This window comes from Deltaproteobacteria bacterium, assembly GCA_029210625.1.
Lineage (GTDB): Bacteria > Myxococcota > Myxococcia > SLRQ01 > SLRQ01 > JARGFU01.
In genome coordinates this window covers 384,941-408,386 of the sequence record JARGFU010000001.1, presented here as the reverse complement: position 1 = coordinate 408,386, position 23,446 = coordinate 384,941, and the positions used below count along the sequence as shown (strand labels likewise).

Annotated in this window: 24 protein-coding genes; 14 read left to right on the top strand and 10 right to left on the bottom strand. The window is 71.8% G+C overall.

Annotated features, from left to right (window positions below; all coding sequences use genetic code 11):
- Window positions 1–77 precede the first annotated feature (77 nt).
- Window positions 78–2,717, top strand: a complete 2,640-nt coding sequence (gene xdh, locus P1V51_01730; GenBank protein MDF1561730.1) for a selenium-dependent xanthine dehydrogenase — start codon at window positions 78–80, stop codon at window positions 2,715–2,717.
- On the top strand, window positions 2,714–3,940 hold the full coding sequence (locus P1V51_01725; protein ID MDF1561729.1) for an amidohydrolase family protein: 1,227 nt from the start codon (window positions 2,714–2,716) through the stop codon (window positions 3,938–3,940). Before xdh ends, P1V51_01725 begins: the two co-directional genes overlap by 4 nt.
- Window positions 3,941–3,946: 6 nt before the next feature.
- On the opposite strand, the gene P1V51_01720 is transcribed toward P1V51_01725, so the two are convergent.
- The 8 genes from P1V51_01720 to P1V51_01685 form a co-directional block, all read right to left on the bottom strand.
- Entirely contained in the window at window positions 3,947–4,528 is a 582-nt protein-coding gene (locus P1V51_01720; protein MDF1561728.1) for a hypothetical protein, read from the bottom strand.
- Between the two features lie 132 nt (window positions 4,529–4,660).
- Window positions 4,661–5,548: a hypothetical protein gene (locus tag P1V51_01715; GenBank protein MDF1561727.1), complete on the bottom strand. Its 888-nt coding sequence runs from the start codon at window positions 5,546–5,548 to the stop codon at window positions 4,661–4,663.
- A 39-nt stretch (window positions 5,549–5,587) separates the two neighbouring features.
- A complete protein-coding gene (locus tag P1V51_01710) occupies window positions 5,588–7,057 on the bottom strand; it encodes an outer membrane protein transport protein (protein MDF1561726.1) in 1,470 nt (489 codons plus the stop codon).
- Window positions 7,058–7,242: 185 nt separating this feature from the next.
- The gene (locus P1V51_01705; GenBank protein ID MDF1561725.1) at window positions 7,243–8,484 is read right to left on the bottom strand and encodes a hypothetical protein; all 1,242 of its coding nucleotides are present in this window, start codon (window positions 8,482–8,484) and stop codon (window positions 7,243–7,245) included.
- A gap of 184 nt (window positions 8,485–8,668) precedes the next feature.
- Entirely contained in the window at window positions 8,669–9,367 is a 699-nt protein-coding gene (locus tag P1V51_01700; GenBank protein MDF1561724.1) for a hypothetical protein, read from the bottom strand.
- Window positions 9,368–9,475: 108 nt separating this feature from the next.
- The gene (locus P1V51_01695; protein ID MDF1561723.1) at window positions 9,476–10,441 is read right to left on the bottom strand and encodes a hypothetical protein; all 966 of its coding nucleotides are present in this window, start codon (window positions 10,439–10,441) and stop codon (window positions 9,476–9,478) included.
- Entirely contained in the window at window positions 10,438–11,322 is an 885-nt protein-coding gene (locus P1V51_01690) for an MBL fold metallo-hydrolase (GenBank protein ID MDF1561722.1), read from the bottom strand. Before P1V51_01690 ends, P1V51_01695 begins: the two co-directional genes overlap by 4 nt.
- Complete coding sequence (locus P1V51_01685; protein MDF1561721.1) at window positions 11,322–11,732, bottom strand: FHA domain-containing protein; 411 nt, start codon at window positions 11,730–11,732, stop codon at window positions 11,322–11,324. Before P1V51_01685 ends, P1V51_01690 begins: the two co-directional genes overlap by 1 nt.
- Window positions 11,733–11,926: 194 nt before the next feature.
- On the opposite strand from P1V51_01685, the gene P1V51_01680 reads away from it, so the two are divergent.
- From P1V51_01680 to aroC, 9 genes are all read left to right on the top strand, one after another.
- Window positions 11,927–12,778 carry a hypothetical protein gene (locus P1V51_01680; GenBank protein ID MDF1561720.1) on the top strand — a complete coding sequence of 284 codons (852 nt, stop codon included), beginning with the start codon at window positions 11,927–11,929 and terminating at the stop codon, window positions 12,776–12,778.
- Window positions 12,779–13,463: 685 nt separating this feature from the next.
- Window positions 13,464–14,000 (top strand): F0F1 ATP synthase subunit delta, encoded by a 537-nt coding sequence (locus tag P1V51_01675; GenBank protein ID MDF1561719.1) that lies wholly within the window; start codon window positions 13,464–13,466, stop codon window positions 13,998–14,000.
- Window positions 14,001–14,022: 22 nt separating this feature from the next.
- Window positions 14,023–15,567 carry a F0F1 ATP synthase subunit alpha gene (gene atpA / locus P1V51_01670; GenBank protein ID MDF1561718.1) on the top strand — a complete coding sequence of 515 codons (1,545 nt, stop codon included), beginning with the start codon at window positions 14,023–14,025 and terminating at the stop codon, window positions 15,565–15,567.
- Between the two features lie 3 nt (window positions 15,568–15,570).
- Entirely contained in the window at window positions 15,571–16,458 is an 888-nt protein-coding gene (atpG, locus tag P1V51_01665) for an ATP synthase F1 subunit gamma (GenBank protein MDF1561717.1), read from the top strand.
- Window positions 16,459–16,470: 12 nt separating this feature from the next.
- Complete coding sequence (gene atpD, locus P1V51_01660; GenBank protein ID MDF1561716.1) at window positions 16,471–17,910, top strand: F0F1 ATP synthase subunit beta; 1,440 nt, start codon at window positions 16,471–16,473, stop codon at window positions 17,908–17,910.
- An 11-nt stretch (window positions 17,911–17,921) separates the two neighbouring features.
- Window positions 17,922–18,317 (top strand): ATP synthase F1 subunit epsilon, encoded by a 396-nt coding sequence (gene atpC / locus P1V51_01655; GenBank protein MDF1561715.1) that lies wholly within the window; start codon window positions 17,922–17,924, stop codon window positions 18,315–18,317.
- Between the two features lie 137 nt (window positions 18,318–18,454).
- A complete protein-coding gene (locus tag P1V51_01650; protein ID MDF1561714.1) occupies window positions 18,455–19,084 on the top strand; it encodes a PKD domain-containing protein in 630 nt (209 codons plus the stop codon).
- A complete protein-coding gene (locus tag P1V51_01645; GenBank protein MDF1561713.1) occupies window positions 19,074–19,736 on the top strand; it encodes a hypothetical protein in 663 nt (220 codons plus the stop codon). The genes P1V51_01650 and P1V51_01645 overlap by 11 nt, the downstream gene beginning before the upstream one ends.
- A 157-nt stretch (window positions 19,737–19,893) precedes the next feature.
- On the top strand, window positions 19,894–21,006 hold the full coding sequence (gene aroC, locus P1V51_01640; protein MDF1561712.1) for a chorismate synthase: 1,113 nt from the start codon (window positions 19,894–19,896) through the stop codon (window positions 21,004–21,006).
- Window positions 21,007–21,016: 10 nt separating this feature from the next.
- On the opposite strand, the gene P1V51_01635 is transcribed toward aroC, so the two are convergent.
- Complete coding sequence (locus P1V51_01635) at window positions 21,017–21,865, bottom strand: NAD-dependent epimerase/dehydratase family protein (GenBank protein ID MDF1561711.1); 849 nt, start codon at window positions 21,863–21,865, stop codon at window positions 21,017–21,019.
- Window positions 21,866–21,965: 100 nt separating this feature from the next.
- On the opposite strand from P1V51_01635, the gene P1V51_01630 reads away from it, so the two are divergent.
- The 3 genes from P1V51_01630 (at window position 21,966) to P1V51_01620 (ending at window position 23,172) form a co-directional block, all read left to right on the top strand.
- Entirely contained in the window at window positions 21,966–22,160 is a 195-nt protein-coding gene (locus P1V51_01630) for an RND transporter (protein ID MDF1561710.1), read from the top strand.
- Window positions 22,161–22,256: 96 nt separating this feature from the next.
- On the top strand, window positions 22,257–22,619 hold the full coding sequence (locus P1V51_01625; protein ID MDF1561709.1) for a PilZ domain-containing protein: 363 nt from the start codon (window positions 22,257–22,259) through the stop codon (window positions 22,617–22,619).
- Window positions 22,620–22,833: 214 nt separating this feature from the next.
- On the top strand, window positions 22,834–23,172 hold the full coding sequence (locus P1V51_01620) for a PqqD family protein (GenBank protein ID MDF1561708.1): 339 nt from the start codon (window positions 22,834–22,836) through the stop codon (window positions 23,170–23,172).
- A gap of 7 nt (window positions 23,173–23,179) precedes the next feature.
- Here P1V51_01620 and P1V51_01615 read toward each other — a convergent pair whose 3' ends face one another.
- Window positions 23,180–23,425, bottom strand: a complete 246-nt coding sequence (locus P1V51_01615) for a hypothetical protein (GenBank protein MDF1561707.1) — start codon at window positions 23,423–23,425, stop codon at window positions 23,180–23,182.
- Window positions 23,426–23,446: the final 21 nt, after the last annotated feature.

Genomic DNA, 23,446 nt, shown 5'->3' with positions numbered 1-23,446 from the left:
TACCCGGATATTCTACCACCCGCAGATGAGGGAGGCGCCTGCCCGCCCCGACCATTGTTGGTAGAGTCCCACCCACCTTGGCGATCCACTTCGAGCTCAACGGAACGAGGCAGGAGGTCGAGCCCCGCGAGGGCGAGTCCCTCCTCTCCCTCCTGCGCGATCGCCTCGGCCTCTCCTCTCCGAAGAACGGCTGCGAACCCCAGGGGCAGTGCGGCTGCTGCCTGGCCCTGATCGACGGCCAGCCCAAGACGACCTGCACGATCCCGGCGCAGAGGGCCGACGGCAAGGCGATCGTCACCCTCGAGGGGGTGCCCGAAGAGGAGCGGCGGCTGCTCGCCCGCAGCTTCGTCGCGGCCGCCGGCCTGCAGTGCGGCTTCTGCATCCCCGGCATCGTCCTGCGCACCCACCACCTGCTCGCGCAGAGCCCCGATCCCTCCCGGGAGGAGATCGCGAAGGCCCTCGACGTCCACCTCTGCCGCTGCACCGGCTACCTCAAGCTCTTCGAGGCGGTGGAGCTCGCCGCCCGGGCGCTGCGCGGCGAGGTGGACCCGCAGCCCCTCGCCGCGGGGGGGGTGGGCGAGGCCGTGGCCCGCCACCAGGGCGAGGCCCTGGCCCTCGGCGAGCGCCCCTACGTCGACGACCTGCGCCGCGAGGGGATGCTCTTCGGCGCCGTGCACCTCTCGGCCCACGCCCGGGCGACGGTGCGCGCCATCGACACCCGCGCCGCCGAGGCGATGGAGGGCGTCGTGCGGGTGGCCACGGCGGCGGACGTCCCGGGCGAGCGCTTCCACGGCCTGCTGCACCAGGACTGGCCGGGCTTCGTGGCGGTGGGCGAGACCACCCGCTGCGTCGGCGATGTGCTGGCGGTGGTGGCGGCCCGCGATCCCCAGACCGCGCGCCGCGCCGCCGCCGCGATCGCCGTCGACTACGAGGTGCACCCCCCCGTGGTCGACGTGCACGAGGCGATGCGGCCCGACGCCCCGAGGGTGAACGATCGTCACCCCGGAAATCTCCTCTCGATCTCGAAGATCGTCCTGGGCGACGCGGAGGCCGCGCTCCGGGGCAGCGCCCACCGGGTGGAGGGCACCTGGCGCACCCAGCGCATCGAGCACGCCTTCCTCGAGCCCGAGGCCGCCTTCGCCGAGCCGCGCGAGGACGGCACCCTCTACCTGGCCACCCAGGGCCAGGGGATCTTCGACGACCGGCGGCAGGTGGCGGCCTTCCTCGGGGTGCCCGAGGCGGAGGTCTTCGTCGAGCTCTTCCCCAACGGTGGCGCCTTCGGCGGCAAGGAGGACCTCTCGATCCAGCCCCAGACGGCGCTGCTGGCGCGGCTCACCGGGAGGCCGGTGAAGCTCACCCTCACCCGCGAGCAGTCCATCCGGATGCACCCCAAGCGCCACCCGATCGAGCTGCGCTACGAGGCCGGCTGCGACGCCGAGGGGAGGCTGACGGCGGTGCGGGCGAGGCTGATCGGTGACACCGGGGCCTACGCCTCGGTGGGGGAGAAGGTCCTGCGCCGGGCGGCGGGCCACGCCTGCGGCCCCTACCGCGTGCCCACCCTCGACGTGGAGGCCGCCGCGGTGATGACCAACAACCCGCCCTGCGGGGCGATGCGGGGCTTCGGGGTGAACCAGGCCTCCTTCGCGATGGAGGGCGTCCTCGACGCGCTCGCCGAGGCCGCCGGCCTCGACCCCTTCGAGCTGCGCCGCCGGAACGTGGTGGAGGTCGGCGACACCCTCACCAGCGGGCAGCGGCTCGAGAAGTCGGTGGGCATCGGCGAGTGCCTCGAGCGCCTGCGGCCCGCCTACGAGGCGGCCCGGGCGGCCGGCAAGGCCGTGGGGGTCGCCTGCGGGATCAAGAACAGCGGCATCGGCAACGGCGCCGTCGAGCACGGCCGCACCCGCCTGCGGGTCGAGGCGGACGGCACCGTCGCCCTCTACAACGGCTTCACCGAGATGGGGCAGGGGCTCTCGACCCTGCTCCAGCAGTTCGCCGCCGAGGTGACCGGGCTGCCCTCCTCGCGCTTCGTGCCCCGCACCGACACCTCCTTCGAGCTCGGCTGCGGCCAGACCACCGGCTCGCGGGGCACCCTCCTCTCCGGGAGGGCGGTGATCGCGGCGGCCGAGCAGCTTCGCGACGACCTCGCCGCCGGGGCGACCCTGGAGAGCCTGGCCGGGAAGACCTACCGGGGCGAGATCGAGATCACCGACACCCACCCCCTGGGCAAGAAGGTCGAGCGCCCCAAGACCCACACCACCTACGGCTTCGCGGCCCAGCTGGTGATCCTCGACGCCGAGGGCCGGCTGGAGAAGGTGGTGGCCGCCCACGACGTCGGGCGGGTGGTGAACCCCGACCTCTGCGTGGGTCAGATCCAGGGCGCGGTGCACATGGGCCTCGGCCACGCCCTCTCCGAGGAGCTCCCCTGCGTGGACGGGATGCCCATCGCCACCCGCCTGCGGGAGATCGGCGTGCTGCGCGCCCGGGACATGCCCGAGGTCGAGGTGCACCTGGTCGAGGCCCACGAGCCGGAGGGCCCCTTCGGCGCCAAGGGGGTGGGGGAGATCGGGCTGGTGCCCACCGCCGGCGCGGTGGCCGCGGCCCTCTTCGCCTTCGACGGGGTGCGGCGCCGCACGCTGCCGATGAAGGACTCGCCCGCCGGGCGGGCGATCACCGTGGGGAGGATCCGCGCGCGGATCCCCCGGGAGGAGTGGAGATGAGCGAGCGCTACCTCGATCTCGGCGCGGGCCGGGGTCTGCACCTGAAGGACGGCGTCATCGCCGCGGTGGACGTCTTCGTCCCGGGCCAGGGCTCGAAGGTCGAGATCCTCGACGCCCGGGGCGGCGCCCTGACCGCGGGAAGGGTCTGCGCCCACACCCACCTCTACTCCGGGCTGGCCCCCTTCGGCCTGCCGGCGCCCGAGCCGAAGCCCGAGAGCTTCGTGCAGATCCTCGAGCGCCTCTGGTGGCGGCTCGATCGCGCCCTGGACGCGCCCAGCCTCCGGGCCTCGGCCCGCTACTACGGGGCGATGGCCCTGCTCTCGGGCACCACCACCCTGATCGATCACCACGAGTCGCCGGCCTTCATCGAGGGCTCCCTCGACGTGCTGGCGGACGCCTCCCGGGAGCTCGGCTTCCGCCTGCTCACCGGCTACGGCGCGACGGATCGCAACGGCGGCCCCGAGGAGGGCGCCCGGGGCCTGGCGGAGTGCGCCCGCTTCTTCCGCGCCGTCGAGGGCGAGGATCGCCTGGTGGGCACCGTCGCCCTCCACGCCTCCTTCACCTGCAGCGACGAGACCGTCCGCGCCGCCGGCGAGCTCTGCCGGGAGCTCGGCGCGGTGATGCACGTGCACCTGGCCGAGGACGGCGCCGACGTCGAGGACGCGAAGGCCCGCGGCCACGCGGGCGTGCTGCAGCGGCTGCTCGCGCTCGAGGCCCTGCCGCCGGGGTCGATCCTCGCCCACGGGATCCACCTCTCGGAGGAGGAGGTCGAGCAGGCCGCGGAGGCCGGCTGCTGGTTCGTGCAGAACCCCCGCTCCAACGAGGGCAACGCGGTGGGCTACGCGGCGAGCCTCATCGCGGCCGAGAAGGTGGCCCTGGGCACCGACGGCTACCCGGCGGTGATGGGGGAGGAGGAGGAGGCGCTCCTGCGCCTGGCCGCCGAGCAGGGCGAGGAGGAGGTGGGCGAGGCCCACCTGCGGCTGGAGAACGGCCAGTGGCTGGCCTCGGAGCTCTTCGGCGGCACCTTCGGTGATCTCGCCGAGGGCGCCCGCGCCGATCTCGTCGTCTGGGAGGACGATCCCGGCGGCGCGGTCCGCCACGTGCTGGTCGCCGGCGAGCCCGTGGTGCTCGACGGGCGCCTCGTCGGAGCCAAGCTCGAGGCGATCGAGGAGGAGGCGCGGCGCGAGGCCGAGCGGCTGTGGGCGCGGATGCGAGCGCTCTAGGGGCGCCTATGCGCCGCCGTCGGTGGCCTCGTCCTTGCCGCCGCCGCAGACCAGGCCGCCGACGTTCACGTCCACCTGGAAGCGCAGGCTGGCCTCGATGGTGGTGCGCTCGCGGGGCCGGCGCCCCTGGACCTGGGTGGTGATCGCCATGGAGGGCGCGGTGACGTAGGGGGCGAGATCGACGTCCTCGACGTCCAGGTTCACCGCGGTGAGGTCGGCCGCGAAGGGGCCGCCCGCGGCGAGGAGCTCGGTGGGCAGGCCATCCGACTCGACGAAGAACTCCAGGCGGTCGATGAAGGTGAAGTCCTGACCGGAGGGGGGAGCGGTGATCTGCAGGGCGAGCTCCTGGAGATAGACGTGGTCGATCTGGTGCTTCTCGATCCCCTGGTTCTGGAGCTCCTGGTTCTGGGAGAGGTCGAGGGTCGCGAACTGGGAGAAGCCGAGATCGCCGACCAGGTTCTCGAGGAGGGTGCTGGGGGGGATCTCGGCGGTCGCGGTCTCGCGGATCCGGATCCGATCGATGCCCCCGCAGGTCGCGGCGCCAGTGGCGAAGATCAGGAAGGCGAGGGTCAGGGGGCGGATCTTCATGCGGGGAGTCTGTGATCCCGGGCGCGTACTTGCAAGCGGACGCCCGGCCCGGAGAAGCAAAGAGCCCGGCTCCCCTCTCGGGGAAACCGGGCTCTCGCTCGCCGCCGGGTGGCGGCGGATCGTGCCTCGGGCCTACTGGCAGACGAGCATCACGACGAAGACGCTGCCGGCGGCGGTGGCGGCCTGCTGGCTGGCGCAGGTCATGCCGGCGATGTTGCCGCCGTACTCCTGCAGCGGGGCGCCCTCGACGAGGAAGATGCCGGCCGGGGAGGTGTTGCCGTCGGTCTCGGTGCCGACGATGGCGCCGGTGGTGCCGTCGACCGCGAGGTAGTGGATGCCGGTGGTGTAGGGGGCGCCGTTGCCGTCGACCAGCTCGACGCCGTCGATCGGGGCGCCGGCGGCGGTCACGAACATGCCGAAGATCCAGCCGGCGTCACGGAGGTAGCCCGGGGCCTGGCCGATCTGGGTGGAGAAGTAGGCCTCGGTGGTGGTCGCCACGGCGAAGGCGGGGGTGGCCACGGTCAGGTCGGCGGTCTGCGGGCCGCCGGCGAGGCCCATGGTGGTCTTCTCGTAGCTGGCGCCGGCGATGTCGGCGTCGTCGAAGGTGGCCACGAGGCCCAGGGCGATCGCCGAGGTGTCGACGTCGGCGAACGCGTAGTTCGCGGTGGTCTCGGCGCCGGAGTTGGCGGTGAGGGTCACCGTCGCGGAGGTGCAGTCCGCCTTCTCCAGGGTGCCGTCACGGCCGGCGAGGACCTGGACCGGATCCTCGAGGGTCATCGAGACGTTGTTCATGGTGAGGGTCGGCTCGATGGCCGCGCTCACGGGGTGCACGGAGGCGACGCCCGAGACGGCGATCAGGGTGTCGCTGCACTCGGCGTCGCAGGCCGCGGTGTCCAGGCAGCTGGTGCTGCCGTCGCTGCCGCCACCGTCGGGGGTGTCATCGCCGTTCTCGCCGCAGGCGGCGGTGAAGGAAAGGCCCGCCATCAGCGGGAGGATCATGAGCCAGGTGAGCTTCTTCATCGTTCGTTCTCCAAGAGTGGGAGGAAAAGAGAGAGAGGATCAGTCCGCGGCGAGGAAGTGACCTTCCACGCCGAGGATGAAGAGGGTGTAGTTCGCCGCGTAGGTGCCGTTGCCGACCATCGAGCCCTCGTAGGGCGGGAAGCCCGGCGGGGGCGCGGCGACCTGGGGGACCTCGGAGGTGGTCACCTCGACGGTCTTCTGGAAGATGCGGGTCGCGGCGGCGTTCACCGTGATGGGCCCGAGGTCGTAGCTGGCGCCCAGGGTGAGCTGGTTGCGGGGCGCGGAGATGAAGTCGAGGGCCATCGTGGAGTCGGGGATGGCCCCGGTCTCGAAGACGTAGCCGGCCCGCACGGTCAGGGGCAGGTCCTTGCCGAGCAGCTCGCCGAGGGCGAAGGCGCCGCCGAGGCGGAAGGAGAGGGTGTCGTCCCAGTTCTTGGGGATCGAGATCGGCGGGACCTCGATCTGCTCGTCCCCCATCCAGACCACGATCTCGTCGGTGGTGACGTCGAAGGCCTCGACCCGGGACCAGCCCTCGTAGGTGCCGCCGATCTCGGCGAGCCAGCCCTTGCCCCGGTAGGCGACGCCCAGCCGGATCACGTCGGGGAAGTCGTTGTAGAAGGTCGTGGTGTTGCCGGTCTGCTCGAGGTCCTGACCCAGCAGCTCGGCCAGGCCGGCCAGCCCGTCGGAGAACTGCAGATCGAGGGTGCCGTCGGAGGCGACGGTGAAGCCCGGCCGCCAGCTCACGCCGACCGAGAGCTCGTCCAGCGGGTGGACCTGCAGGCCGAGGATCGAGGTGAAGGTGGGCCGGGCCTTCACGTCGAGGGAGCCGATGGCGTCGCTGGCCGGATCCTCACCCGCGGCGAGGCCGGCGTAGAGGGCCATCGAGAAGGAGGTGCCGCCCATGAGGGCCTGGCCGGTGGCGCCGAAGGAGACCCACTTCACCGGCCGGTAGGCCACGGCGATGGAGGGGAAGGCCAGGAGGATCGAGGAGTCGATCAGGTTGTAGCGCTGGGGCGCGCCCTGCTCGGTCGCCGTGTAGTCGGTGGGATCGTTGCTGTAGTCGCCGTCCCAGGCCGTGGGCTGGAGGTCCCGGGGATCCGGGTAGCGCTGCCAGGCGAAGGCGGAGGGCCCGTAGCCGGCGATGCCGACGGTCAGCCCGTCGAGGACCTGGTAGCTCACCGCCCCGAAGGGAGCGACCCAGGGGTTGCGGGAGTTGCTCACCTGCTGGCCGACGTTGACGAAGTTGCCGCTGCCGTCGTCCGCCTTGCGCTGGAAGGAGGTGCTCATCAGGGCCAGCTCGCCGTCGAGCATCAGCTGCAGGCCGTCGAGGTCCGCGAGCCCGGCCGGGTTGTAATAGATCGCCGAGGTCCCCTCGGTGGCGGCGACCGCGCTGCCCCCCCGGCTCATGGCCGTCGCGGCGTGGTCGGGGAACTCGAAGCCGCCCGCGCTGGCCACGGTGGCCTGCAGGCAAAGGGCAATGATCGCGGTCCGAAGCGGAGCCTTCCGCATGCGTCCTCCCGGCTGTCCCCGGCGGTCTCTCTTCTTCCGCGCCCTCCCCGGGGCGGAAACTCGCGACAGCCTACACCAGCGGGCCGCAGGAGCAAGATGCCGTGCCCTGCCCGGAGAACCAAAGGAAGAGCGCGGTGGACCGGGTCGATCCACCGCGCTCCGGGACCCCTTTCGGGGGGAGGAAGCTAGTTGCCCTTGGCGGGGGTGGCCGGCTCGAGGCGGATCTTCGCGCCCTTGGCCGGCGACTCCTTCTTCTTCTTCAGGCCCTGCGCCTCGCGCTCGTCCTTGTCACCCTGCTTGGCCCGCTCGGCCTTCGCCGGGCCGAGGTGGCGCACGCCACCGCTGCGGGCCGGGGTGGTCGCCGTGCCGCCGGTGGGATCCTGCGGCTGGCGCCAGCGGGGGTCGACCCGGTTGCCGGGCTGGGAGACCGGCGAGCGGCTCTGGTCGACCGGGGTGGCGCCGAAGGTGGGGCGGGGGTCGGCGCGGGTGGCCGAGGGCGGCACGGGCTGCGCGCCGTAGTTGGGGCGGGCCGGGACGGCGGTGCGGTCCTCGTTCACCGGGGTGGCGCCGTAGGTGGGGCGGGGATCCGCCCGGGTGGCGGCGGGGGTCACGCCCGAGGCGCCGTAGGTCGGACGGGGGTCGGCGCGGGTGGCCGCCGGCTGGGCCGGGGTCGCCGGGATGTAGGTGCCGCCGCGGTCCGAGGCGGTGCCCAGGTCGTAGGAGGGGGTCTCCCCGTAGCGGCGCACCGGCGCGGGGTTGGCCCGCGGCTCGTGGCCGACGCCGTTGCTGTGGCCGGGCTGGTGGCCCTGGCCGCGGGTGTTCGAGTGCCGGTCGTCGGCGGGCGCGGGCTGGCCACGGGGGGCCGGGGTGGCGGCGTGGCCGGTGGGGCCCATCGCCGTGCCGCGGACGGGCTCACCGCGGGGGTTGCGGTCGGCCCAGGCGGGCTCGGCCGGGTGCGGGTCGCGGCGGGGGCTGCGGTCGTCGTACCAGTAGTAGCGGCGGCTGCGGTGGTACTGCCAGCCGCTGCGGTTCCCCGGGTGGTAGCGGTGGACGTGGCGACCGTGGAGGTTGCACCAGCCGTGGCCGTGGCCCGCGGGGATGGGGTGGTAGCCGTAGAAGTAGAAGCTCACCGGCCCCTGGTACTGGTAGTAGCCGCCGGCGTCGCCGTAGTAGCTCGGGTAGTCCGGGGCGTAGCCGTGGTGGTGCTGGCCGGTGACGAAGCACCAGCCGCCGCCGTGCACGTCGGGGATCACGTGGCCGCCGACGTAGGCGTAGCTGGTGGTGTAGACCGTCCGGGTGCGCGACTGGGTCTCGTAGAAGTCGTCCCGGTGGTCGTAGGTGTGGATGATGCAGCCGGAGCTGAAGAGGACGACGGCGATCGCGCCGCTCAGCTGCCACACTCGATTGTTTCGCTTCTGGTTCTTCATGGTCCGTCTCCCTGTTCGGGGGAATCACTCACCTGATTGGACAGCAAGCGGGATGCCAGATTCAAGAAAAAGATAACCCGCTGGAATCATTGAAGACTCCAGCGGGTCTCGGGGTGTGGTGATCGGCCTCCAGGGGCACCCCCCTGTGAATCGGAGGCACGATCGGGCCACCCGGCCCGGTGGATCAGCCCCCGGCGGCGCCGGCGGCGGCCTCGAGCACGTCGAGCCGCACCTCGGGCTGCAGGGTGGTCTGCACGTGGAGGAGGCCGGGCAGGTTCTGCATGGCGCTGTCCGGGAACTCGACCGTGGCGGCCACGTCGGCCCGCACGGCGGTGCCGTTGTTCACGCCGTCGACCATCTTCTGGAGCAGCGCGCCGGAGATCTCCTTGCGCACCGGGCCGTTGGAGAGGGCGAGGATGTCCTCCCGGGTGAAGAGGTCGGCGCCGTCGACGTTCACCGAGAGCGAGGTCAGCCGGGTCTCGATGTCGATGGCGGCGTCGTTCTCGTCGGTGAGGGAGAAGTCCTTGATCAGCAGGGCCGCGCTCTCGAGGCCCTCGATCTGCATGCCCTGGAGCTTGGCGCTGGCCTGGCGGGCCTCGGCCTCGTCGAAGAGGACCATCTGCGGCTGGACGAAGGCCATCTGGCAGCCACCGGTGGTCTTGGTGATGTTCACCGTGAGGGTGTCGCCGGTGCGCTGATCGGTGATGTTCCGGGTCCCCTCCGGGCAGGCCTCGAGGGCCTGGGAGCCGATGGGGTACTCGCGGTCGATCTGGAACTCGGGGATCTCGCCGTCACCGAGGGTGATGGTGGTGAGGTTCGAGAGCGCGCCGCAAGCCGCGAGGAGCAGCAGCGACAGGGTGAGAGCCGACAGTGACTTGAGCATCTTCCCCTCCAGGAAGCAGGTCGATGAAAGGCGTCCGAAGCCTCATTAATAGCACGCCCGATGCGAGCCGGGTGTGCGCTGGAGCACAGGATGGCCCGGCCCCGGCCTTCAGGCCACGGTCTTGACCATCAGCAGGACCCGCGGGCCCGGATCGGCCTCGCCGCCGCCCTCCGCGGCCGCCTTCAGGGCCGAGAGGAGGCTGCGGATCAGCTGGGCATCCGGCTCGTAGCGGGCCTTCCGGGCGACCTCCAGCTGGTGGGGCAGGAGGGGCTCCCCCGGGGGCGGGACGGTCCCGATGGCGGTCTCGAGCTCGGGCTGGAGCACCTTCACCCGCCAGAGGGCGGCCCGGGCGCCCAGGGCGTCGGCGCCCCCGACCTCCTCCAGGCCCTTCTCGAGCAGCCGGAGGCGCTCCCGGGCCTCCCCGGCGTCGAGGACCACCGGATCGCCGAAGAGGGGGGGCAGCACGCCCGGCAGGCCCAGGCCGGCCAGCATGGCGCCCACCCCGGGGCCGGGGTCGGTGCGCCCCTGCACCCGGATCACCGCCGAGGTGCTGGCGCCGGGCTTCTCGAGGTTCTGGATCAGGATGCGGGTGACGTGCTTGGGCAGGCGCCGGCCGCTGGGGTTCGCGCCCTGCAGGGCGGCGGCGGCGGCGGCCGGGGAGAGGACGAAGAAGCCGTAGGCGATCCGCTGGGGCACCGAGAAGGGGAGGGGCTCGGGCTCACCTCCCCCGGCCGGCTTCGCCAGGGGCTGGGCCAGAGGGTCGTGCTGGCCGGTCAGGGCGTCGTTCATCTGCTGCAGCATCGCCAGGGTCTGCTGGGCCTGCTGCTGGAGGCCCTGGGCCGCCGGGGGGGTGCCCGGCGCCGCCCCCGCGTCGTCCGGGTCGTCGTCGGCCGGCAGGGTGCCGGTGGGCAGGTTCCAGGAGCGGGAGGGATCGGCGGCGCCGCCGCTGCCCGCGAGGTCCTCGACCTGCCGGGCCTCCTGCTTCTTCGCCTCGAGCATCAGGAAGACCGAGGCGATGGAGAGGAGCATCCCCAGCACCATGGCCCCGATGGGCCACCAGCGGGGGAGCTTCATCGCGCCAGGCGCAGCTCCACGCCCTCCCGGGCGGCGAAGACCTCGAGCTCCTCGCTGCCGCGCGCCGCGCGGGCGCGGCAGTCCTCGACGATGTTCTCCACCTCGCTGTCGGTGTGCATCGGGTCGTGGTGGTAGAGGGCCAGGCGCTTCACGCCGGCGCCGAGGGCCGCGTCCACGGCGGTGGAGGCCCGGGGGTGACCCCAGCCCACCTTGAAGGGGTACTCCTCGTCCGTGTACTGCGAGTCCATGATGAGGAGGTCGGCGCCCCGGGCGAACTCGAGGAACGCCGGCCGCACCGGCCGCAGGGCGTTGGGCTCGCGGGAGGGCAGCTCGGTGTCCTCGAGGTCCTTGTCGAGCTCGTGATCCGTCGCGTAGACGATCCGCACCCCGTCCTTCTCGAAGCCGTAGGCCCAGGAGGCGCCCGGGTGGGTCTGCTCGAAGATGGTGACCGCGATCCCGTCCACCTCGAAGTCGCCGGTGACCGCGTGGTTCACCAGGGTGGCGCCCAGGTCCCGGAACTCGACCGGGAAGTAGGCCGCCTGCATCTGGTTGCCCAGGAGCCCCTCGAAGCCCCGGCTGTCGCCGGAGGCGTCGTAGATGTGGATGGTCGAGCGGGGGTCGTAGACCGGCGGGAAGAAGGGGAAGCCCTGGATGTGGTCCCAGTGCATGTGGCTGAAGAAGAGGTGCGCCTCGACCGGGCCGCCGCCCCGGCGCTGCAGGTCGATGCCCAGCTCGCGCAGGCCGGAGCCGCCGTCGCAGATGAGCAGGGTCTCGCCGAAGCGGATCTCCACGCAGGAGGTGTTGCCGCCGTAGCGCCGGGTCCGGGGTCCGGGGGTGGGGATGGAGCCCCGGGTCCCCCAGAACTTCACGAAGATGCCCATCAGCGGGTCTCCCGGAAGAAGAAGATGACGCTCCCGAGCTGCAGGACGTCCCCGTCCTGGAGGGTCGCGGAGGCGATCAAGGTGCCGTTGAGGTGGACCCCGTTGCGGCTGTCGAGGTCTTTGCAGTGGTAGAGGTCGCCGTCCCGGTAGAGCAGCATGTGCTTGCGGGAGAGGTCGGCGGCGTCGATCTGGATGTCGGCCTCGGTGGAGCGGCCGACGATCGTCTGGTCGCCCACCAGCATGTGGTCCTGGGGGGCGTCCGGGCCGGTGTCCTGGTGCAGGACGAAGATCCGCGCACCCGTCCGGAGCTGGCCGAGGTCGAGACCGTTGTTCGTCGCGGTCTGGTCTTCCCAGCTCTCGTCCGGGGCCTTCTTGCCGTCCCCGGGATCGTGATCCCCGCCCATCGCCATGGAGTGAAGAGAATACCCGAATCCGCCGGTCGGGAAACAGGCCCGGAGTGATGGGGGGAATCTGGTAGACTCGGGGCGAACCTGGCGAGACGGGAGGGCTGCGTGGATTGGATTCGTGGGTCATCGGGGGGGGCAAGTGGCATGCCAGGTTCGGGCCGCAGGGAGTTTCCTCGAGAGCCCTGGGTTTCCTCATCGTGCTGCTTGCGACCACGAACCTCACCTGCCTTCGGCGAGAAGATCCGCCGCCTCTTCCAGGGTCGGCCCTGGAGTGTAGCGAGCTGCCGGTAGAGGCCTTCCTGTCCAACGCGGCCTGGAACTTTCTGGGCGTCGAGCTCTCCGCGCTTCCTCCGGGAGCGAGCGTCGATGAGGCGCTGACGAGAGCGCTGGGTCTGGGGGAGATCGCCCCGCAGGTCATCGCCCTCGATGACGATCTCCGGAGCGGCTCGCTGGATGCCTCTCGATGGCCATCGCTCGCTGGCCTGCCCGTGGGCGACGCGGAGCGAACCCTGGTGGCGGCCGCCATCACGCTTGCCACCGATCTGGAGTTGCGCTGCGAGTACCTGCGCTACCTACCGGATGGGTCCCCGAGGACCGTCTTGGAGGTGGCGCTCCTCGTCAACGCCAGCCAGGGTCACCCCGTGCCGGACATCGATCTCGTCGGGCAGCGGTTCGCGAAGAAGGGGTTGTCCTGGGAAATCGCCTGCGCGGTCCAGGAAGCACTCGGACAGCCCTCCTGCGGCAGTGGCACGAGCCTCCCGCTGGAGATCGGGCCGCAGACGATCATCGAGTCGCCGGTATTGCAGCTCTACGCCGCGTTCCGGGGAGCACATCGAGCCCAGTGGCCGCCGCAGGAGTCGAAGGACCTGGTGCTCATCGACCCTGGGCCTACCGACCTTTTCATCGCTCGCAGGCCCGCTTCGACGCGCTCACGATCCTGCTCGGAGCCCCCCCCGCGGCAGTCGGCATCATCGGAAACGCCGGCGGTGTCGTGGAGGCCAGCGGGGCCGCGGGTGGCGCCACGGTCACGGTTCCCCCTGGTGCCCTGAGCGAAGAGGTCGCCCTCTTCCTCCGGGTTCCGTCCGACGGTCCCCGACTGGACGAGGACCGGAAGGGCGTGGGGCCCTTGCTGGAGCTCGGTCCGGGAGGCATGGAATTCTCCAGCTCGGTGACCCTGGAGCTGGCCTACTGGCCCGAGCTCGCCCGCTCCCTGCTGGTTCCCGTTTCGGGCGTGCGGTTGGCCACCTTCGACGAGGCCGCCGCCCGCTGGGCGGACCTCGAGTCGGAGACGACGCCTCTGCCGGGGGTGACCGCCGAGGTCTCTCACTTCTCCTACTTCCAGCCGATCGTCCATCAGGAGGTCGCTGCTCGAAGATCTCGGATGGGAGGGGTTCCATCCCGGAGCTCGAGAGCCTCAACTCGTTGCGGGTACGATTCGGCTTGCCCCCGGTTGCCCAGGTCGAGGTCCCCCCCTTGGATCTCGCGAGGTGGCGGGAGGCTGATCATCGGTCTTGGTTGCCGCCTCCGGGCGACTACAAGACCGTGGCCGAGCAGATGGAAGAGTCGCAAAGGACCCGGCAGGGCAAGTAGGGGCCAGCCAGGAATCGCCCCGGATCCGGCGTTCGGGGCTCGTCTTGACCCCTCAGGAGGGCCATGTTACTTGGGCGGCCCCCGAAGGGGTGCGAGCTGCGCCCCACAGGCGATTTTCCTCTGATTTTCAGCAGGTTACGCATCATGCCGATCAGCATCGCTCGACGCTATGCCCGCGCTCTGCACGCGGTGGCGAAAGAGGCCTCCGAGGTCGACGCCACCCTGAAGGCGCTCGAGACCCTCAGCGACGCCATCGCCGAGTCCAGCGACCTCGCGGGAGTGCTCGAGAGCCCGCAGATCACGCGGGATCAGCGCCGGGCCGTCCTCCTCGAGATCGCCTCGAAGGCCGGCTTCGGCCCGCTGGTGCAGAACTTCCTCCAGCTCCTGGTCGATCGCGACCGGACGCCGGAGCTCCCCTTCGTCGCCCGCCTCTTCCGGGAGCTCGCCGACGAGACCGCCGGCCGGGTCCGGGCCGAGGTGACCACGGCCCTGCCCCTCTCCGACGCCGAGGCGAAGGAGCTCGAGGCGGCGCTGGCGAAGGCGACCGGCAAGACGGTCGTCCTCACCCGCCGCGAGGACCCCGAGATCATCGGGGGCCTGGAGGCCAAGGTGGGTGACACCCTCTACGACGGTTCTCTCAAGACTCAGCTCGCCCGGATGCGCACCCGCGCGCTGGGCTGATTTCCACCCTCTGGGAGCATTCATGAGCATTCGCGCAGACGAGATCAGCCGGATCATCTCCGAGCAGATCAAGGACTACGGCAAGAAGATCGAGGTCGCCGAGACCGGCACCGTGCTGTCCGCCGGCGACGGCATCGCCCGGGTTCACGGGCTCTCCGCGGCCCTGGCCGGCGAGCTGGTGGAGTTCGACGGGGGCGTCCGCGGCCTGGTGCTGAACCTCGAGGAGGACAACGTCGGCGTCGCGATCATGGGCGAGTACGAGCACATCCGTGAGGGCGACACCGTCAAGCGCCTCGGCGAGATCGCCGCGGTGCCGGTCGGCAAGGAGCTCTGCGGCCGCGTGGTCGACGGCCTGGGCAACCCCATCGACGGCAAGGGCCCCCTGAACGCCAAGGAGACCCGCCGGATCGAGCTGAAGGCCCCCGGCATCGTCTACCGCAAGAGCGTGCACGAGCCGATGCAGACCGGCCTCAAGGCCCTCGACGCCCTGGTGCCGATCGGCCGCGGCCAGCGCGAGCTGATCATCGGCGACCGCCAGACCGGCAAGACCGCCGTGGCGATCGACGCGATCATCAACCAGAAGAACACCGACGTCTTCTGCATCTACGTGGCCATCGGTCAGAAGCAGTCGACCGTCGCCCAGGTGGTGGACAAGCTCACCAAGCACGGCGCGATGGACTACACCATCGTCGTCAGCGCCTCCGCCTCCGACCCGGCGCCGCTGCAGTTCCTCTCGCCCTACTCGGGCTGCACCATGGGCGAGTACTTCCGCGACAACGGGATGCACGCGCTCATCATCTACGACGACCTCTCCAAGCAGGCCGTCGCCTACCGGCAGCTCTCCCTGCTGCTGCGCCGCCCGCCGGGTCGTGAGGCCTATCCGGGCGACGTCTTCTACCTCCACAGCAGGCTCCTCGAGCGCGCCGCGAAGCTCGACGACAAGAAGGGCGGCGGCTCGCTGACCGCGCTCCCGATCATCGAGACCCAGGCGGGCGACGTCTCGGCCTACATCCCGACCAACGTCATCTCGATCACCGACGGGCAGATCTTCCTCGAGTCCGACCTCTTCAACGCCGGCGTGCGGCCCGCGATCAACGTCGGCATCTCGGTCTCCCGGGTCGGCGGCTCGGCCCAGGTCAAGGCGATGAAGAAGCTGGCCGGCTCGATGCGCCTCGAGCTCGCGCAGTACCGCGAGCTGGCGGCCTTCGCCCAGTTCGGCTCCGACCTCGACAAGGCCACGCAGGAGGCGCTCGCCAGAGGCGAGCGCCTGGTGGAGGTGTTGAAGCAGGGCCAGTACGTGCCGATGCCCGTCGAGCTGCAGATCATCCAGCTCTACGCGGCGACCACCCGGAACGCCGAGGGCGTCAACTGGATCCGCAAGGTGCCGGTCGCCGAGGTGCCCCGCTACATGACCGAGCTCCTCGAGTTCGTCGAGGCACGGCACCCCGAGGTCGCCAAGCAGATCGCCCTGAAGAAGGCCATCGACGACGAGATCGAGAAGGGCCTGCAGAAGATGCTCACCGAGTTCGCCGACGTCTTCCAGTTCGAGGCGGCCGACGCGGCCTAGGTCATGGCGAACCTCAAGGACATCCGCAAGCGCATCGCTTCGGTCAAGAGCACCCAGCAGATCACCCAGGCCATGAAGATGGTCGCGGCCTCCAAGCTGCGGCGGGCCCAGGACGCGATCACCCAGGCGCGGCCCTACGCCGACCGCCTGGAGACCCTGCTGGGGAACCTGGCCGGAGCGAACGAGGGCGGCGACGGCCCGGCCCACCCCCTCCTGCAGCGGCGGGAGCGGGTGCGGGTGGCCGAGGTCCTCGTCCTCAGCTCCGACCGCGGCCTCTGCGGCGGCTTCAACTCGAACATCCAGCGGCGGGCCATGCGCTTCGTCGCGGAGCACCAGCGCGACTACGACGAGATCCGCATCTCGGTGGTCGGCCGCAAGGGGAACGACTTCCTCAAGCGGCGCAAGGGCTTCACCCACGGGAAGTACCACTCGGACCTCCTCGGTGACGTCCGCTACCCCCGCGCTCACCACCTCGCCGAGGATCTCTCCAGCCGCTTCCTGGCTGGTGAGCTCGACGCGGTCTTCCTGCTCTACAACAAGTTCCAGTCGGTGATCTCCCAGGAGGTCACCCTGCTGCAGCTGCTGCCCATCGAGCCGCCCGAGGCGAGGGAGGTGGAGGACGTGCCCCAGGGCGTCGACTTCCTCTTCGAGCCCAGCCAGGACGACGTCCTGACGCGCCTGGTGCCGGCCTACCTGACCACCCAGGTCTGGCGGGCGCTCCTCGAGTCGGTCGCCTCCGAGCAGGGCGCCCGCATGAGCGCCATGGACAGCGCCACCCGAAACGCCGGCGACATGATCGACCGGCTCACCCTCATCGCGAACCGCACGCGCCAGGCCGCCATCACCAAGGAGCTGATGGAGATCGTCTCGGGCGCCGAAGCCCTCAAGTAGGAAAGAAACGACATGGCATCTGCTACCGGCAAGATCACCCAGGTGATGGGACCCGTCGTCGACGTCGCCTTCCCCACCGGCAACCTCCCCGAGATCTACACCGCCCTCAAGGTGACCAACGCGGCCGTCTCCGATGACGAGTGGAACCTCGTCCTCGAGGTCGCCCAGCACCTCGGCGAGGACACCGTCCGCACCGTGGCGATGGACTCCACCGAGGGCCTCGGCCGCGGCCAGCCCGTCCTCGACACCGGCGCCCCGATCAAGACCCCCGTGGGTGACGCCACCCTCGGCCGGATCATCAACGTCGTCGGCGAGCCCGTGGACGAACTCGGCCCCGTCGAGGCGAAGGACCACTGGCCCATCCACCGCCCGGCGCCGAAGTTCACCGACCAGGACGTGGAGACCCGCGCCTTCGAGACCGGCATCAAGGTCGTCGATCTGCTGGCCCCCTACGCCCAGGGCGGCAAGATCGGCCTCTTCGGCGGCGCCGGCGTGGGCAAGACCGTGCTCATCATGGAGCTGATCAACAACGTCGCCCTGAAGCACGGCGGCTACTCGGTCTTCGCCGGCGTGGGCGAGCGGACCCGTGAGGGCAACGACCTCTGGCACGAGATGGCCGACGCGGGCGTCATCACGCCGGGCGACACCAAGAAGTCCAAGGCCGCCCTGGTCTACGGCCAGATGAACGAGCCGCCGGGCGCCCGCGCCCGGGTCGCGCTGACCGCGCTCACCGTCGCCGAGTACTTCCGCGACGAGGGCGGGCAGGACGTGCTCCTCTTCGTGGACAACATCTTCCGCTTCACCCAGGCAGGCTCGGAGGTTTCGGCGCTCCTGGGCCGGATCCCCTCCGCGGTCGGCTACCAGCCCACCCTCTCCACCGAGATGGGCGAGCTGCAGGAGCGGATCACCACCACCCAGAAGGGCTCGATCACCTCGGTGCAGGCGATCTACGTCCCCGCGGACGACCTCACCGACCCGGCGCCGGCGACCACCTTCGCGCACCTCGACGCGACGACGGTGCTCTCGCGCTCGATCGCCGAGCTGGGCATCTACCCCGCGGTGGATCCCCTCGACTCGAACTCCCGGATCCTCGACCCGCAGGTCGTCGGCGAGGAGCACTACGCCGTCGCCCGGCAGGTGCAGTCGATCCTCCAGCGCTACAAGGAGCTGCAGGACATCATCGCGATCCTGGGCATGGACGAGCTCTCCGAGGAGGACAAGCTCATCGTGGCCCGCGCGCGGAAGCTGCAGAAGTTCCTCTCCCAGCCCTTCCACGTCGCGGAGACCTTCACCGGCTTCCCCGGCAAGTACGTCGAGCTGGCCGACACGATCCGCGGCTTCAAGGAGATCGCCGAGGGCAAGCACGACGACCTGCCCGAGCAGGCCTTCTACATGGTCGGCGGCATCGACGAGGCCATCAAGAAGGCCGAGGAGCTGGCCGCCGCGGCCTAGGGGGAAGAGCGATGGCAGAGAAGATTCATTTCGAGTTGGTCACCCCGACCGCGAAGCTCGTCAGCCGAGAGGTCGACGAGGTCCGCATCCCCGGCGGTGGCGGTGGCTTCGGGGTCCGGGCCGGGCACGCCGGCCTGCTCTCCACCCTCGGGGCGGGCACCCTCACCCTGGTGGACGAGGGCAAGGCCGAGCGCTTCGTGGTCATCGGCGGCTTCGTCGAGGCCGGCCCCTCCTCGGTCGTGGTGCTGGCCGCCGAGGCCATCCCCGAGACCGAGGTCGACGCCGCGGGCGCGAAGGCCGAGATCGACTCGGCCCTCGGTGCGTTGGCCGGCCAGGCCGTCGGGTCGGAGGCCTACGGCCTCGCCGACGCTCGCCTGACCCGCGCGCGCGCGATGGCCAACCTCTAGGCCCACGCAGATGGGGTCAGACCCCGACACTTGACACTTGCCGCCGCGGTGCGAGCGAAGTGAAGTGTCAAGTGTCGGGGTCTGACCCCATCCTGGCGTATCGCGGCGCGGATCGCTGGGGTACATTAGCCCGCGAGATGCGCCGCTTCCTTCTCTGCTCGCTCCTCGCCGGAGCCCTCGCTTCCGCGGGCTGCCCGGGCGTGCCCCCGGAGGAGACCCCCGAGAACGTGAGCCCCCGCGCTCGCTTCGTCTCGCCGGCCTGGGTGCAGGCCGGGGCCGCGGCCTCCTTCGACGCCTCGGAGAGCTTCGACCCCGACGGCACCATCATCGCCTACCGCTTCCTCTTCGGGGACGGCAGCGCCGAGGTGGTCAGCGCCTCGCCCCGGGTGGAGCACGTCTACGGCGCGGCCGGCACCTACACCGTCTGGCTGAGCGTCGAGGACGCCCAGGGCGCCGAGGGCCGGGCCGCTCACGGGCTCGGCGTGACCCTCGATGCGCCGGTGGCCTGCGTGGCGGAGGGAGACTGCGGCGCCGGGGAGACCTGCGCCGCCGACGGCCTCTGCTACCGCACGGGCCCCGGCGACGCCTGCGCCGCCGACGAGGAGTGCGTGGGGACCGGCTTCACCTGTCACGGAGGGGTCTGCACCGAGGCCGACTGCGAGAGCGACGCCGAGTGCGCCCCCGCCGAGGTCTGCCGGGTGGGCCGCTGCCAGCCGACCGGCCTGGACGGCGGCGAGGCCGATGGAGGGAGCAGCGATGCGGGCTGAGCGGATCTTCCTTTCAGGCGCGCTGGTGCTCGCGCTCGCCGCCTGCCCCCAGCCCGAGTCGCGGGTGGGGGACGTCTCCCTGGGCGAGTACGACGTGCGGGCGACCCAGGAGATCGCCGACTGCGAGATCGGTGACGTGGTCCAGGACGGAGACTTCGACTTCCGGGTGCGCCTCTCCGGCGACTCGGGGACCGACCGGGTCTACATGATCGTCTCGGTGCCCCCCTCCTACGTCGAGCAGGCCGTCGTCACCGGCCAGGTCGAGTCCGGGGCGCTGGTCTTCTCCGGCCAGAACGCCACCAGCCTGCCGCTCTGCGGCTGCTCGCCCATGGTGGAGGAGCGCTTCGTCTTCGAGCCGCTGCGCGCGGCGGACGGCGGCGATCCCACCGATGGCGGGACGCCGGCCGACGGCGGGGTCGACGACGGGGGCGTGGACGACGGCGGGATCGACGACGGGGGAGCGAGCCCCGACGGCGGCGCGGGGGAGGACGTCCTGGGACTTCCTCCCCTCAGCGAGATCGTCGGCCTCGGCGGCTCCCTGAACTACGCCGTGGACACCGCGCCGGCCTGCCAGGCCCGCGACGCGGACGCGGGCACCGGCTGCACGCTGCCCTGCACGATCCGCTACCTGCTGGCGGGGAACCTCCGGTAGAGCGCCGACCGGTTTGATTGACCGAGCAAGGCCGCCTAGTTACGAGTAGCGCAAGGCGGACGACGAAGACGGGGTTGGGCCCCGTCGAGGAGGACAACGCAGCGATGCGAAGGAAATCGGCGGTCTTGCGACCGAAATCAAGCCGGTCGGCGCTCTCGTGAACACCTTCGGGCGCCTCTTCCGGGTGAGCACCTTCGGGGAGTCCCACGGGGCGGCCCTCGGCTGCGTGATCGACGGCTGCCCGGCCGGGCTGGCCCTCGACCTCTCCGCCCTGCAGGCCGAGCTGGATCGCCGGCGGCCGGGGCAGGGCGCCGGGGCCTCGCCCCGCCAGGAGGGCGACCGGGTCGAGCTCCTCTCCGGGGTCCACGAGGGGCTCACCCTCGGCACGCCCATCGCCGCGCTGATCCGCAACGAGGACGCGCGGCCCAGGGACTACGAGGCCCTCGCCGGGCTCTACCGACCCGGCCACGCCGACTACACCTACGAGGCCAAGTACGGGCACCGCGACCCCCGCGGCGGCGGCCGGGCCAGCGCCCGGGAGACCGCGGCCCGGGTGATCGCCGGCGCGGTGGCCCGCCAGTGGCTCGCCAGCCTGCTGCCCCTGGAGGTCGTCGCCTGGGTGCAGGCCGTCGGCGAGGTGGAGGCCACCGGGGTCGATCCCGAGCGCGTGAACCAGCACGAGGTCGACGTCAGCGAGGTCCGCTGCCCCGATCCCCTGGCCAGCACCCAGATGATCGACGCCATCGACGCCGCGCGCGCCGAGCGGGACTCGCTGGGCGGGGTCGTGGTCTGCGTCGCCCGGGGGCTGCCCCCCGGCCTCGGCGAGCCGGTCTTCGACAAGCTCCCGGCCCGCCTGGCGGCGGCCGCCCTGAGCCTGCCGGCGAGCCGCGGCTTCGAGATCGGCGAGGGCTTCCGCGCGGCCCGGATGAAGGGCAGCGAGCACAACGATCCCCTGGCCTTCGAGGAGGGGAGGGTGCGCAGCCTCCCCAACCGGGCGGGCGGCGTCCTCGGCGGGATCAGCACCGGCGAGAGCCTCCTCTTCCGGGTGGCCTTCAAGCCGGTGGCGACCATCGGCCAGCCGCAGAGCACCATCGACCGCGAGGGGGTGGGCGCGACCCTCGAGGCCCGCGGCCGCCACGACGCCTGCGTCCTGCCCCGGGCGGTGCCCATCGTCGAGGCCATGACCTGCCTGGTGCTCGCCGACCTCGTCCTCGAGCAGCGCGCCCGCGCCGGCGGCCTCGGCCCGCTGGGCGGACCGGGCGCCAGCTGAAGCCGGACGATCAGGGGGCCGCGGCCATCCCCTCCCGGTAGGAGGGGTAGCGGGGCGCCCAGCCGGTGCGCTCGCGCAGGCGCGCGCTGCGGACGAGCTTGCTGCCCTGCAGGGTGAGGGGGGCCTCCTCCAGCGGGGCCTCCGGGGGCAGGGGTAGCTCCAGCCGCTCGCAGAGCCAGGTGACGATCTCCCGCAGGGTGCAGGGGTGGTCGTCGGAGAGGTTGTAGACGCCCGCGGCGTCGGCCGGCGCCTCCATCACCGCGAGGATCGCGCCGACGATGTCGTCGACGTGGATCCGGTTGAGGAGCTGCTCGCCGCCTCCCCAGAGCCGGATCCGGCCGGCCTCCAGGCTCCGGTGCAGGCCCCGGCCGTGGCCGTAGATCGCCGGGAGGCGCAGGGCGAAGAAGGGGGCGCCGGCGCGCTCGCAGGCGCCGGCGAGGGTCGCCTCCATCTCCCGCCGGCGAAGGGCCGCCGGGGTGTCGGCCAGAGGGCTCTCCTCGTCGACCTCGCCGCCCCCGACCTCGGCGTAGACCCCGGTGGAGGAGAGCAGGATCACCCTCCCGGGCCGGGCGAGCTCCACGGCCTGGGCGAGGGCCCGGGCGCGCAGCCCGGAGCCGTCCGGGGGGAGGGTCACCACCAGGTGCTCGCCCTCTTCGAGCAGGGCGCCGAGGGAGGCGGCCCCGGCGTGCTCGTCGAGGTCCAGGGGGACGCAGTAGAGGCCGGCGTCCCGCAGGAGATCGGCCCGCCCCGGATCGCGCACCGTGCCGCGTGCGGGCAGACCATCGGCGCCGAGGGTCTCGAGCAGGCGCCGGCCGACGTGGCCCACGCCCAGGACCCGGGTGGAGGGGGGGGTCGTCATGGGGGCGTCCCGAGAGGATAGGACGGCTTCACCCCTGGCGACGAATCCTTTCTGCTCCCGGCGGCTCTCGATCGTCACGATGGTCGAGTGGATCCAGAAGATGCCGTGGGAGTTCGTGGTCGTGGCCTGCCTCACCCTGGGGCTCGCCCCCTTCGCGCCCCCCCACATCGTCGAGAAGCTCCAGATGCTCTTCAAGGGCACCCTGAAGCGGCCCATCGACGTCTTCGACCTCCTCATGCACGGCATCCCCTGGGTGATCCTCATCGCCAAGGCCGCCCTCACCCTGCGCAAGTAGGAGGGCGGGGACGGGAGTGGGAGCGGGGCCTACCGGGCGGCAAAAAGTTGACCCGGTCCGATCCGCTGCGAGCATGGGCTCGAAAGGAACGGACCCATGGACGCGACCCTGCCCTTCGAAGATGCCCTCCAGACCCGCACCTCACGCCCCTCCGGCTGGAGGGGCCGCCCCCCGCGCGTCGGAGGGGCGCTCCGGGTCCGGGTGCCCACCCGCCGCGGCGAGCGCGAGCTCGAGGCCTGCAACCTCTCCCTGACCGGCGTCTACCTCACCGGGGTGAAGGCGGCGGTGGGGCAGGTGGTCCCCCTCACCCTCACCATCCCCGAGCTCGACGACGAGCTTCGGCTCTCCGGCCGGGTCGTCCGCTGCGACGAGGAGGCCCCGGGCGTGGCCCTGACCTTCTCCCGCATCGGCTGGGAGGACATGCTGGCCATCGCCCGCTTCCTCGCCCCCCGCCTCTAGGGCCAGGCCTTGGGCGGAAGATCCCGTTTGCGATCCCGATTCGCGGATCCCTACAATGAGCCCATCCGGGGGGTCCTCCCCGGAGGTCGTAGGTAGTGTGAACAACCGAGCAGCAATCGATCGGGGAAGCACGGCCCCTCGGTCCCACGAGCGGGTCCTCAGCCGACGTGATCTGATCGGTGGACTGCTCGGCGCCGGCTCGGCCGCGATCCTGGTGGGTGCCCTGCAGCTCGAGTCCCTCGGTCCAGCGGCGCTCGGGGCGCGCTCGATCTTTCGCTGGCGGCGCCTCGCCCGGCAGCGGCCACGGATCACCGCGGAGCTGCGCGTCGAGCGGATCTCCGCCACCGAGGTCGAGGTCTCGACCGCCGCGGGCGCCCGCCTGCGGCTCAACGAGACGGCCCGGGAGATCCTCGAGCTCTGCGACGGTGAGCGCAGCGTGCGGGCGCTCGGCGCTTCGCTCGCCGGCCGCTACGAGGTCAGCCTCGCTCGCCTGCGGCCGCAGGTGGCCGACACCCTGGTGCTGCTGCGCCGGGCCGGCGTCGTCGCCTGGTGACGCCGCGTCAGTTGCGGGGCCCGCAGCCCGCGGGTCCGCAGCTCGGGGGCGGCATGACCGGACCGCAGACGTTGGGTCCGCAGCCCTGGAGGTTGGGCGGGCAGCCGGCCGGTCCGCAGGCGGGGCTGGCCTGGAGGGTCGGCAGGGCGAGGGTCCGGATCTTCGGCGCGAGGTAGCGGCGCAGGCGCTTGCCCCGGCGCACCGGGTCGGCCGCCTCCTCGGTGGGTGGCTTCAGGTCTTCCTTCTTCGCCAAGGGGTTGGGTCCTCTCTCCAG